General features: G+C 59.0%; 10 protein-coding genes. 5 read left to right on the top strand and 5 right to left on the bottom strand.

Going from position 1 to position 12,618, the window contains the following annotated elements:
• Positions 1-262 precede the first annotated feature (262 nt).
• Genes HMPREF2845_RS05750 through HMPREF2845_RS05755 form a run of 3 tightly spaced genes read right to left on the bottom strand, consistent with a single transcriptional unit; the run spans position 263 to position 1,255 of the window.
• Entirely contained in the window at positions 263-622 is a 360-nt protein-coding gene (locus HMPREF2845_RS05750) for a hypothetical protein (protein ID WP_070634130.1), read from the bottom strand.
• A gap of 4 nt (positions 623-626) precedes the next feature.
• Entirely contained in the window at positions 627-809 is a 183-nt protein-coding gene (locus tag HMPREF2845_RS09240) for a hypothetical protein (RefSeq protein ID WP_141752956.1), read from the bottom strand.
• Complete coding sequence (locus HMPREF2845_RS05755; RefSeq protein WP_070634131.1) at positions 758-1,255, bottom strand: hypothetical protein; 498 nt, start codon at positions 1,253-1,255, stop codon at positions 758-760. Before HMPREF2845_RS05755 ends, HMPREF2845_RS09240 begins: the two co-directional genes overlap by 52 nt.
• 200 nt (positions 1,256-1,455) lie before the next feature.
• Between HMPREF2845_RS05755 and HMPREF2845_RS05760 the strand changes: the two genes are divergently transcribed.
• The 5 genes from HMPREF2845_RS05760 to HMPREF2845_RS05780 all read left to right on the top strand — a co-directional run bounded on the left by HMPREF2845_RS05760 (position 1,456) and on the right by HMPREF2845_RS05780 (position 9,850).
• A complete protein-coding gene (locus HMPREF2845_RS05760; protein WP_070634132.1) occupies positions 1,456-3,057 on the top strand; it encodes an acyl-CoA carboxylase subunit beta in 1,602 nt (533 codons plus the stop codon).
• A 65-nt stretch (positions 3,058-3,122) separates the two neighbouring features.
• Positions 3,123-3,521, top strand: coding sequence for an acyl-CoA carboxylase subunit epsilon (locus HMPREF2845_RS05765; RefSeq protein WP_012903982.1), 399 nt, complete (start codon positions 3,123-3,125; stop codon positions 3,519-3,521).
• 298 nt (positions 3,522-3,819) lie between these two features.
• The gene (locus tag HMPREF2845_RS05770) at positions 3,820-4,908 is read left to right on the top strand and encodes a restriction endonuclease (protein WP_070507799.1); all 1,089 of its coding nucleotides are present in this window, start codon (positions 3,820-3,822) and stop codon (positions 4,906-4,908) included.
• 477 nt (positions 4,909-5,385) lie between these two features.
• Entirely contained in the window at positions 5,386-7,860 is a 2,475-nt protein-coding gene (locus HMPREF2845_RS05775; RefSeq protein ID WP_070634133.1) for a restriction endonuclease, read from the top strand.
• A gap of 232 nt (positions 7,861-8,092) precedes the next feature.
• The gene (locus tag HMPREF2845_RS05780; protein ID WP_070634134.1) at positions 8,093-9,850 is read left to right on the top strand and encodes a DUF885 domain-containing protein; all 1,758 of its coding nucleotides are present in this window, start codon (positions 8,093-8,095) and stop codon (positions 9,848-9,850) included.
• A gap of 143 nt (positions 9,851-9,993) precedes the next feature.
• On the opposite strand, the gene HMPREF2845_RS05785 is transcribed toward HMPREF2845_RS05780, so the two are convergent.
• A complete protein-coding gene (locus tag HMPREF2845_RS05785) occupies positions 9,994-11,286 on the bottom strand; it encodes a glutathionylspermidine synthase family protein (RefSeq protein ID WP_070634135.1) in 1,293 nt (430 codons plus the stop codon).
• Between the two features lie 139 nt (positions 11,287-11,425).
• A complete protein-coding gene (locus HMPREF2845_RS05790; RefSeq protein ID WP_070634136.1) occupies positions 11,426-12,358 on the bottom strand; it encodes a hypothetical protein in 933 nt (310 codons plus the stop codon).
• Between the last annotated feature and the right edge of the window lie 260 nt (positions 12,359-12,618).

Raw genomic sequence — 12,618 nt, forward strand, 5'->3', positions numbered from 1 at the left:
CCCCCCCCCAGCGCTCGCACACACAAAAAGACAAGAGCACAACACAAGCACAGATAGCCTAACTACCACTCTCTACCTCCAAGACACCCAGCAGGCTCTTCATAGCCACACTAGGGCGTGCAAAATACCGTCAACACAAAACCCGCCAGGCCTTACACCTAGCGGTCAAAACCAAAAAAGGGGGGGGGGTATCAGTCTTACCCAACACGGCAAGACCAATACCCCCTGTCATCTCTCTACACCCTCTTAGCGCTCGCCGGGGTTATCGGCGGCGTGCGCGGCGTGCACGCTTCGCCTTCGCCGCATAGTCAGCGAAGGTCAGCAGCAGCGCAAGCAGGCACAGCAGGAAGATGATGCGTGGGGTATCCAGTGCGATACCTAGCTCTGGGATGCTGAATACGGCCTGCGTGTTTGATGCGGTTTCGGTGACTGCCTCCCCGTCGGTCGTGCCTTCCATCGTGGGGATGGTCGGCAAGAAGATACCTAAGGATAGGAACCAGTTTTTCGCGGCTTCTAAAAGTCCACTCATCCATGCACCGATAGCGCCGATGGGGACCATGAAGAAGATGAATAGCCAGGTGAGGACGTTTTCGAAGTCGTCATTTGAGGTGTGCTGGCTCATGGGTTTAGGTCTCCTCTCGGGTCTTGTCGTACGCTTCGATATCTGCTTCGCTGCGGGCGCGGCGGGTGTTCAGTTGCTGGTCTTGGGTCAGGGTGAAGGAGCCGGACTCGCCGTGGGGGGTGGGGTAGTCCAGGATCAGGTCGCCGGACCGAAGGGATCCTTCACGAGCGAGTTGACGATGACCCATTCACCCTCAACTTCGACCAGGTCGCTTTCGCCTAGGCTCTGGGCTGACTCGGTCTGTTCTTTACCCCATACGGCGGTGTCGATTTCTTCCGTTACGCTCTGTGGTGCCGCAGTATCGGAGCTCATGAGCACTTCGGGGGTGATGGTAGGCATCTTCATGGTGTCGATGGTCGGCTCACCCGTAGCGGGGGTGCTGTCTTCGATCACCTTCAGCTGCGCCTTCAGCGCTTCGCTGCGGCGGACCGCAATCTCAATGGGGTCTCCGTCAGCTGCCAGAATCGGGGCGGTCAGATAATCCGTCCACGGAGTCGGGGTCTCCTCAAACTCGCCGCTCTTCTCGTTATAAACCTGGGTGTACTCTTCCAGCTCCTTAATGGTCTTCATCGTGTACAAAGCATGGGTGGGCATGTTGTTCTTGACCTTCGACTCGTCATAGTCGGAGTCCATGGGGTCACCTTCTTGGATGCTGAGTGCATAAAAGTGTATCTAGTGTTGATATTCTGGCTTCTCGCCTGGCATATGTGCCCTAGTTCGCACTATAGTTGAGGGATATGCACATTGTTCAAGAGCGCTCTTCGGGGCTTTCTGAACAACCATCACCGCAACCACTGGCTCCCGACAATCGGGTGGAGCAGGAACGAGGAATAATGTCCGAGAACCTCCAGCAGGAATTTGATTTGAGCACCACCGCCGGTAAGCTCGCTGATTTTTATGCACGTCGAGAGCGCAGCTTTGCGCCCAGCGGTGAGGCAGCTATCGAGAAGCAGCACGCACGCGGCAAGCACACCGCCCGCGAGCGCATCGAGATGCTTTTGGACGAGGGTTCTTTCGTAGAGTTTGATGCCCTCGCCCGCCACCGCACCACCGCGTTCGGCATGGAGGCGAAGAAGCCTCTGGGTGACGGCCTGGTCTCCGGTTACGGCACCGTGGATGGTCGCCTGGTTGCCGTGTATTCGCAGGATTTCACCGTCTACGGTGGTTCTCTCTCGCAGGTGAACGGCGAGAAGATTGTGAAGGTGCAGAAGTTCGCTCTGAAGAACGGTTGCCCGGTCATCGGCATTAACGATGGTGGTGGCGCCCGCATTCAGGAGGGCGTGGCTTCCCTGGCGATGTTTGCCGACATTTTCCGTATGAACGTGCGTGCGTCCGGCGTGGTTCCGCAGATTTCTGTCATTATGGGCCCCTGCGCTGGCGGTGCCGCGTACTCCCCAGCGCTGACTGACTACATCATCATGGTGGATAAGACTTCGCACATGTTCATTACCGGTCCGGACGTCATTAAAACTGTGACCGGTGAGGATGTGGACATGGAAACCCTCGGTGGTGCGCGTCAGCACAACTCTGTGACTGGCACCAGCACCTACCTGGCTGAGGATGAGGAAGATGCTTTCGACTTTGTGCGTGAGCTCCTCGAGTTCCTGCCCTCGAATAACCTTGCAGAGTCCCTGCCCCTGGAGCATGACCAGGAGGCGCAGGTGTGCGTGGACGATTTGGATTTGGATACTCTCATCCCGGATTCGGCGAACCAGCCTTACGATATGCGTGCGGTCATTGAGTCCGTGGTCGATGACGGCCACTTCCTGGAGATGCAGGCATTGTACGCCCCGAACGTGATGATTGGTTACGCCCGCGTTGAGGGCCGCACGGTCGGTATTGTGGCGAACCAGCCGATGCAGTTCGCCGGCTGCCTGGACATTTCTGCGTCCGAGAAGGCTGCCCGTTTCGTGCGTCATTGCGATGCGTTCAACATTCCGATTCTGACTTTTGTGGATGTTCCCGGCTTCCTGCCCGGCACCGATCAGGAGTTCAACGGCATTATTCGCCGCGGCGCTAAGCTGCTCTACGCTTACGCGGAGGCGACCGTTCCGCTGGTTACCGTCATTACCCGTAAGGCGTACGGCGGTGCGTACATTGTGATGGGTTCGAAGAAGCTGGGTGCCGATATTAACCTGGCGTGGCCCACGGCTCAGATTGGTGTGATGGGTGCTCAGGGTGCGGTGAATATTCTGTACCGTCGTGAGCTGGCTGCTCTGGCGGCTGAGGGTGGCGATGTTGAGGCTCGCCGCGCTGAGCTGATCACCAAGTATGAGGAAGAGTTGCTGAACCCGTACCAGGCTGCTGAGCTGGGTTACATTGACGAGGTTATTGCCCCGAGCGAGACTCGCGTGCGCATTATTTCATCGCTGCGTGCCCTGCACGATAAGCGTGCGTCTACCCCGGCAAAGAAGCACGGCAACATCCCGCTGTAGGCTTCCGTTGTGCCCGCACCGTCTGTGGCGCGGGCCTTCGCACGATTTAGGTTTTCTAAGGAGGCGTGCCTTTGGCAGGCTACAACCCGCTTAGTTATTTCTCATTCGGTAAAAAGAAGGATAGTTCGGAGGCTGCTGAGAGCCCCGAGCAGCTTGAGCGTAGCTCCGCACATTCTTCTGCGCACGCAGATACCGCATCCAGCGCCCCGCCGAAGGATTCTGCTCAGCCTTCGGTAGATGCTGACGCTGAGCAGGAGCCTCTACTGAAGGTGGTTAAGGGCTCCCCCACTCCGGAGGAGATTGCCGCCCTCACCGCTGTGGTTGCGATGATGCAGGCGAGCGCCGCAAAGCAGGAGCAGAACTTGCTGGTGGGTGCCGCTTCGCGCATCCTGAACCGCGGTCAGCGCCTGGGTGTTTCGTTGCGTCCCGGCCCCGGTTCGTGGAGGCGCGCTCGCCCCATGTAATGCGGGCTGCTAACTATGCTTCTTATATTCCCGTCACGCCAGCCGGTGTGACGGGAATATATTGTTTTGCCTCAAATTCAAGATTTATATTGCGTTATTGTACATCTAATGCGCTGGTTCTTGCGGTTTTGTCATATTAGAAACGATAAAGCGATGATGATACGCCCTGATGCTACGATGTATATACCATCACAATAGTGTTAGTAAATTGGCAGGGACCATGGCAAAGATGCTGAATAAAAACCATAGGCCCCCACCGGATGTCTATATCACGCTTCTGTTGCCGACGCTACGGCGCTTGTCGAAGACTGTGCCCCGCACCGCCGCCTATGTTAGCGAGCAGTTGCGGCAGCAGACTAAGGCATTGGGGTCGAAGAAGAACCTACCGGCTCTTGAATCCACCGATTTTGCGGTGGCTGTGCGTACCACCTTGAAAATCTTGGTGGCACTTCGTTATGCCCAGCTTATGCCTCGTTTGACCCCGTGGGAGAAGAGGAAGTACCTGCTCACTCCCCTGGGCGCCGAGCTGACCTGCACCCCGCATCTGCACGGTTCGGTGCCGCCGCGTGTGGTGAAGCAGGTGCAGGCGTTGTGCTCTCAGAGTTTGACGGCAAAAAGCGTGAAGAAGCTGAAGAAGCAGGCGAACGCGCTACTGGAGAATGCGCAGGAGGAGCATCGCCTCATTTTTGGCACTCCTGATACCGGCGTCCTTCATGCTCTGCCGCATTTCTCAGGCGCTGATCATGCTGATGCCGCCACCGCTGCTTATGAGGCAACCGGCGCGGCGCATCTTGCGCATGCTTTGAATTCTGCGGAGGCTGCGGGGTCCTGGCCCGCCGGTCAGTCACCTCTGGATATTATTTTGCGTGCCAGCGATTCGCCGGTGATTCACGCTCAGGCTGAGTTCGCGGAGCATTTTACGCAGGATTTGATTCAGCATATTCACGCGGTGACGCCAGAATATTTTGAGCAGATTGTTGCCGATATTTTTACGGCTCTTGGTTTTAACACCGAGGTAACCGGCGGTGCTGATGATAAGGGTGTTGACGTTATTGCCCGCTATTCTGATGGCCTGGATTTCGCGCCGATTTATATTCAGGTGAAGCATTATTGCGGAACTATGAAGGTCACCCCCAACGAGATTCAGAAGCTTGCCGGTGCAGTGCTTCTGCACGGCGGCCTGCAGGGTGTTTTGGTGACCTGCGGTGCTTTTGCGCATCCGGTTCCCGAGTATTTGCAGGGTTTGCCCGGCGCTCGCAATATTGCGCTGGTTGATCGACACCAGTTGGTGGAGCTGATGATTCGTCACCGTGTGGGTGTTCTTGATGGTGAGGGCGAGTGCGGTTACCGCATTGACGAGGAGTATTTTGCCCGCGGCTTGGAGTAGCCGGGGTGTTTCTGGGGCGAGTTATTTCTCTCCGAATATCTCTGGCCTTCATGCATTTCCCACGTCATTTCACTTAATGTATTTTCACTTTTCCTTGAGGATATTTTTCACATATCGGCTGGTTTTAGAAATCTAGGTTATTTCTCGAACCAGCCGATACAATAATGAAGGTAATGCGTTATATATTCTTCGCATTATTTCACGAAGTGAATATACCCGTGACGGTCTAGACACTTCACCCCAATTTATAGCGTTCTTTTCTGAAGTGTTCGTCGTTGAAGACGGTGCGTAAGCGGGACGGGTTGAGAAAAAACTACCTACCCTGCTTCTCTTCGCTTCTCTTCACTGCGGGATTTCAAAGTGCCGGCCCAAAAATAAAGATGGTGCCGCTCACTTTCGTGATTATTTTCCCGTTCGCATGACTGCACTTTATGAAGAACGCCTGCACGATAAATAACACTAGATAAGGAGCCCGGCGTGGCTTTTGTGAATAAAACAATGCTCCATATCGATCATTCCGAATTGCACTCTTTGCAGCAGGAAACCTCGTGGGAGGCTCTACCCGAGGAAGCACGCACTCTCAGCATTGCGGCGGCTTTCTCTCTGCTCCGCCATTTTGAGCGCGCGCAGGATCGTGGCGAGAAGGTTTTCTTCCCCGATATGTACACCCCGGTTGGCGTGGACCTGGGTTTCAACATGACTCAGCGTTTCATTGCGGTCGGTGACAATGTCCTCTTCCGTGAGGCACTCAATAAGCTGATTGCGGCGCTGGTCAATGCTGATTATCTTGAGGTGTCCCTCAGCCAGTTGCATCCGGGCAACCTGCACTACACCCTCAGCGAGGCTGGCCGTGAGCTTTTGGGTACCCCGAAGGAACAGCAGGCGCAGGCTCTTCTGCCGGTTCTGCCTCTGCAGAGCGGCGTGTACCTGCACTATCTGAAGCAGTTCTACCCGGTTCTGCTCTCGCACATTACGGTGCGTGAGCTTCTGCCCATTGTCCTGAGCGTTACCCCGTCCTACCCTGCGGCGGCGCCCGTGAAGATTCGCGAGCTGGTGCTGCGTGAGTGCGGTTTCGTGCAGGGTTGGTACGGTCTGTCGTATCTGGAGCAGCGCATCGTGGAGCCGGTGATTGCTCAGGCGTTGAGCCTGCTGACCCGTGAGGGCTACCTGCGCACCAAGACCATTCACGAGCACACGGATTCGCCGCTGACGCTGTACTCGCTGTCCCCGTCTGCGAAGGAGTTGGTGGCACGCCACGAGGAGACTGGCGTGCCCGCAAGCGAGCTGAGCTCCGTGCTGGCGCTGGTTAAGGATGAGGGCACCTCGATTACCGCTGAGGATATTGCCGCAACCGATGCTCTGCTGACCCATATGGGCGTTCTTCTGCTCGATACTCTCAACGACCACGGCGCCGATGTGGAGCTGAGCCTTCCGAGCCTGGAGCAGGTCTTTGACCGCGACGAGCGCATCCAGCAGGCGACCTCGAACCCCTATTTTGTGCAGATTGACGCGCAGGATTACCTCTACGATGTGCTGACCGCGCACCACTACCTGTCCGAGCGTGAGACCGTCTACTCGCTGGGTTCCGCGTTTGCGCCCACCCTGGCGCAGATGGCTGAGCCGAGCGTTCAGAAGCTGGTGGCTTCGGCTCTGCTGGATCCTGCCGCTGTGGATGCTCTGCCGTACCCGCATCAGCTGCTGTACCCGATTCTGAAGCTCGTGGAGGAGAACCCGCGCATCTCCTACTACGACATTTACGATGAGCTGAAGATCGCCCTGGACATCCCGTACCTGCAGGGTGAGGTCGCGCCGCACCGCTACAAGCTGACCCCGCGTCTACGTAACCGCTATTCGGTGGCGATGCACGTGCTGAAGGGCGAGCGCTACCTGAACGCTCTGCGTGAGGGTACCGGTCGTACTTCCCGCAAGAACCCGGAGCGTTACGAGCTGAGCGAGGCGGGTAAGGAGCTGCTCAAGCGATTCCCGGAGGGTGCTCCGGAGGCGGTGACCGCCCGCATGGCGCCGCTACCGCCGCAGTCGCTCAAGCACAAGCTGCCTCAGGATATTGCGGCTGAGTTGCAGGCTCGTGAGGAGGCTCTTCAGGCTGCTAAGGAGGCGCGCGCGGCGGAGCGTCAGGCTCGCCTGGCGGCTCGTGAGGGGGCTTCGCGTGAGCCGTTGGCTCCGGTGCCGGGTGCTTCTCCGGCGTTGTTGGCACGTCCTGCCGGTTCGCCGGTGGCGGCTACTACCCAGGCGGTTACTACCCAGGCGCCCGCTGAGGTTCCGGCGGCGGTTGCTCCGGCTACCACCCAGCCTGCCGTGCCCGCTCCTGCTGTTTCTGCGCCCGCTGTTTCTACACCCGCCGCGGCTCCTGCCCAGCCGGTTGTTTCCGCTCCGGCTGTTTCGGCTGCTGAGTCCTCGACCGCGCTGCAGGTGGCTGCCGCGCAGGTGCGTGAGGCGCTGAAGCGTTACCGTCAGGTCTTCCGCCGCGAGGCGCTGGCTCCGGCGCTGGCTCAGGTGTCTGAGGAGCGTTTCCGTAGCATTGGTTTCGATCTGTTCCTGATGCGCGGCTACACGGTAGAGGCTCTGGAGGCTCAGGGCGTGGACGGCGTGGCAACCCCCGCCACCGGCGAAAAAGAACGCGCATTCTACGTTCGTACTCTGCGCCCGGTAGCTGGCGGTGTTCTGTCCGCAAGCGTTCAGCCGCAGGATATTACCGCGTTCTTCCTGGCGATTCACGCCCGCGGCGGTCAGCTCGGCACCTTCATCACGAACGCGGCGTTCAGCGATGAGGCGTACGACGAGTTCATCCGCTGCTCGACCAAGTACCCGAACATTCTGGTGGATTTGGTGTCCGGCGATGAGCTGCAGGACCGCCTCATTGCGCACCGCCTCGGCGTGGTCGAGAGCGCAAACGGTCTGCTGGAGCTGAACGGTGAATACTTCGCCGGCTAAGTCACCAGCTAGCAGCTTTTAGCCCATCTTGGGTATGCCCCGGTTTTCTCTCTCCTGCACGTTCAGGTGGGAGAAAGCCGGGGCATTTTCGCGCCTGCGCCCCGGTGAGTTGTCCACAGGTGAGCCCTTTTCGTCGTGTTCGGTGCCGCTCAGCCCGTAATATTGCCGGTTTAAGCGAGCTAAATCACCGAAAATCGTGGTTGGAGGCACACCCCTGCGTTAGGATATGAACATGAGCACTTACCAGGAACTTCCCAGCATCTACCGATTGAAGCGCTCGCTGACCGACGTCGATCAGATTGCTAACGAATACTTTGAAAAGGTCCTCGACCTGAACCCCGTCCATGCAACCGAGCTTGGTCGTAAGGGCGTAGAGACCCTGTACCCCGATTACTCGCCCGCCGGCGAGAAGGCTTTTGCGCGCCTTGCGAAGAAGACTTTGAAGAAGGTCGATAACGTCCTGCCTATTGATGACGTTGACCTGGTCACCCTGGATGCTCTGCAGGAGCGTCTGAGCCTGTACCGCAAGCAGTACAAGGCTGGTTTTGGCGGCTGGCAGCTGAACAATATTGCGTCCGTCCCGCAGGAAGTGCGCTCGGTCTTCGACCTGATGAAGCGCAACACCCAGCAGGATTGGGAGCATATTGTTGGGCGTATGCACCGCGTCACCGAGGCACTGGAGGGATACATCCAGACTCTTGAGGCGGCTCGTGAAGAGGGTAAGGTTGCCCCGCGCCGCCAGGTGGATATTGTCATTGAGCAGACCGCCGCGTACTACGCTCCCGGTGGTTTCTTTGATGATTTGGCGGCTGAGGTCGCCGAGGCTGTCCCCGCCCTGAAGGATGAGGCTGCCGCCGGTGCCGAGGCTGCGAAGGAAGGCTACCGCCGCCTCAACAGCTACCTGGTGGAGAAGCTGCAGCCGGTCGCTCCCTCCCGCGACGCTGTGGGCCGTAAGGCGTACAGCCTGCACTCCCGTTCGTTCCTGGGCACCACCATTGACCTGGACGAGACCTACGCCTGGGGCGTGAAGGAGCTGGAGAGCATTATTGCTCGTCAGCGTGAGGTTGCCGAGGAGATTGAGCCGGGCGCAAGCATTGAGCGTGCGAAGCAGCTGCTCGATGAGGATCCGGCACGTCAGCTGCACGGCACCGATGAGCTGAAGGCGTGGATGCAGAAGCTCGCCGACGCCGCGGTGGAGAACCTGGCGGATACTCACTTTGAAATTGGCGGCCCCATGCGCCGCATTGAGTGTTGCATTGCGCCCACGAACGAGGGTGGTATTTACTACACCGGCCCCTCCCCCGATTTCTCGCGTCCGGGCCGCATGTGGTGGTCGGTTCCCGAGGGTGAGGACACGTTCACTACCTGGCGTGAAACCTCCACCGTGTACCACGAGGGCGTTCCGGGTCACCACCTGCAGATTGCGATTGCTACGGCTCTGCAGGGCACCATGAACTCTTGGCGCACGAACATGCTGTGGGTGTCCGGTCACGGTGAGGGCTGGGCGCTGTACGCCGAGCGCCTCATGGAGGAGCTGGGCTACCTGAAGGATCCGGGTGACCGCATGGGCATGCTGAACGCTCAGCGTATGCGCGCCGCCCGCGTGGTCTTCGATATTGGTGTTCACTGCGAGATGCCGATTCCCGCTGAGTGGGCTGAGCAGCTGGGCGTTGAGCCGGGCACCATCTGGACTTCTGAGCTGGGTTACGAGTTCTTGAAGCTGAACCTGGACGAGTCCGAGGGCCACCTGCGTTTCGAGTTCCTGCGTTACCTGGGTTGGCCGGGTCAGGCGCCGAGCTACAAGATTGGCGAGCGCCTCTGGCTGGAACTGCGCGATCAGGCTGTGCGCCGCGGCGATGACATTCGCGCGTTCCACACGCGTGCGCTTCTGCTCGGTTCGGTGGGTCTGGATACTCTGCGCCGCGCTCTGACCGATGAGATGATGCTTCCTCTGGACACTGAGGATGACGACGATGAGGACGACGAGTAGCCTCTAGTCTGCTCGCCCCTCGGCGAGTGGTTTTTCTAGAGTCTCTGAACCGGAGCCTCTGCTTAGGAACTCTATAGACGAAGCCCCCGCTTCAGCTTTATAGCTGAGGCGGGGGCTTCGTCGTAGAGGTTTAGCTCTCGGGGCTATCCGAAGTTTGCGGTGCCGGGGTCGGTGGTGCCGAATCCCATGCCGGAAGAGTCGTTCAGATCCACCAGGTGCGGGGCAAAGCGGCACCAGTAGTCGGTGAGCGCGCCGTTCGATTCGCGGATGCCCACGCCTACGGTGCGTCCATCGACCACCCACACGCCGAGAATGGGGTGGCTGACCGGATTGATAATGCCTTCGTAGCGCGGTGCCGGGATGTACTCCTGGTAGATGAATTCGCTTTCGGGGGCGTTGGCGAAGAAGTCGTCGTCTTCGGGCTTGATGAAGACGTCGTAGTCGGGGGCGTAGATTTCTACGCCGTCGCCTTCGCGTCCGAAGATGGGCTTGCGAACCCAGTTGCGCATGCCGCCGCGGTGGCCCGCGTAGGTGGGTACGAGGTTCGGGTGGCCGGGGTACTTATCCCAGAGCGCGGCGAGCAGCAGCTTATTGGAGAGGAACATCTTCCACGCAGGCTCAATCCAGCGGTCCATGGCGCCGTGGTAGGCGAAGAGGAGCTTGTCGTAGCCTGCTTCGCTGTCGGTGACCAGGTCTTCCCAGGGGTAGAGCTTGAAGAGGTTGGTGATGCGCCGTCCCTGTGCGTCTTCCCAGCTCTTGGTGTCTTCGTTGAAGATGACTTCGTCGATGGGAATCATGTGGGTTTTGATGCCCGCCTGCTGTGCCGAGTAGGCGATGAGCCAGAGGTTGTTGTAGTCCTCGTTGGTCTCGTCAATCTCGGGGGGCACGTGCGCCAGGTGCAATACGGGCTGCACGCCCGCGGTGATTTCGGGGGCGAAGATGTGGCGCCAACGGTTGGTGAAGGCTTCACCGATTTCACCCCAGTGGGCGTAGCCGCGGGTGTCGAGGCGCTGGTCTTTCGCCCAGGTTTTCTGGCTGACTGCCGCCTCCACGATGCCGGTGGGGGTGTCGGCGTTGTACTCGAGCAGCTTCATCGGGTCGCCAGGCACGCCCGAGTAGGTGAAGTCGAAGCGTCCGTAGAAGTCGGCGTCGCGGCGGTTCCAGGATTCTACGGCGAGGTTGAACGCTGCCTGCGGCAGGCCGAGGGTGCCGAACGCGCCAGAGGCAATGTACTCGACGGTTTCCAGGCACATGCGGTGCATTTCTTCCGCCTGGGCGCGCACAGAGTCCATTTCTTGCGGGCTAAAAATGTAGGCGGCGTATTCGTTCCAGTAGTGGTCGGTGTCGTGGGGGCCGTCCACGCTGTAGGTGAGGCCTTCCTCAATGATGACGTTCTCCCAGTCGGGTCGGCCGACGGGAAATTCTTCACGGCGCATGAGGGGCTAGGCTCCTTCGAAGTAGTGAATGGAAATAGTGAGCGGTGTTGTTACGTCACCGCGGGTGTGGCTGTTCAAGTGAGGAAAATGCGGGCGGGACCGCTCAGTCCCTCCCGCATTCAGTGTAATGACTTATGGCTTAGCCTCCGGAGCGGCCGCCACCGGACTTCGAGCCGCCACCGAAACCGCCCTTGCTACCGGACTTCGAGGAAGAGCCAGACTTGGACGAGGAACCAGACTTCGAGGACGAACCCGACTTGGAGGTGTTCGACTTGCTGTAGGAGCCAGTGCTACCGCTATTGCTGGTGCCCTGCTTACCGCTGGAGACCGAGCCGGTGGTCTTATTACGCACCGAGGAGGTCTTACCGGAGTTATTGGTGCTGGTTACTTTGCCGGAGGAGACGGTGGAGGACTTCTTCGCGCTGCGGTAGGAGTCTTCGAAGCTACCGCCCTTGGAGGACACACCGCTGTAGACGGTGCCGTTGCTGGGGCGGGTGGTGCTGCCTCCGGAGAGCTTGGTGCCCACACCGGGAACCGTGGGGGTGCCGGTAGAGTTCGCGGCACTTTGGCGGCCCAGGTAGTACCAGAGGAACGCATTCGAATTATTGTGGGTGGTGGTCGAACCGGAAGTGCCCGACGACCCAGAAGAGCCCGAGGAGCTGGAGGAACCGGAAGAACCCGACGAGCTCGACGAGCCCGAGGAATCGCTACTGGACGAGTCGGTCGGCTCCTGAACGCCTGCCTTCTCACATTCGCTATCTTCCACGCGCAGGCCGGTCTTCGCGTCCTGGCAGACGCGGGCGTACTCTTCGCCCTGCGACAGGAACGCGTTCTCTTCCTGGTGCATGGAGTTGTAGGCGAAGATGCCACCGCCAACCAGTAGCACGCCAGCACCCGCTACGGCAACCATCTTGGCGATGCCGGGGCGGGTCGCACCCAGGTTCAGGGTCTGCTGGGCTGAGGTCTGTGCGGCGCGGGTAGCGAAATCTGCAACCGCTTCCATGCGATTGCGGGGCTTCTTCGGGCCGTTAGGGGTGGTGGTTCCGCCGGGGTATTGGGGAGCAGAACTCATGCATCTCTCCTTGAAAGGTGGTGCGTGGCGTAACGCTCAACGCGTACATGAAGCTGAGTGGGTACAGCATCATCCGGCGACTTTCGCCGGACTATCGGTGTGATTCCAGCATATCAAGCCCTAGCTTTCGGATTATCCGCTGACGGCAAAATCTCAGCAAGCTTCCCCGCATGTTGCGCAGTTGTTTCCTTTCTGTTTGCTTTTGCGGCGATTCCTAATTAACTATCAGCCGATTTAACCGCCCATTTGGGGGGGGGGGG

The organism is Rothia sp. HMSC065B04 (genome assembly GCF_001812285.1).
GTDB classification, from domain to species: Bacteria; Actinomycetota; Actinomycetes; order Actinomycetales; family Micrococcaceae; genus Rothia; species Rothia mucilaginosa.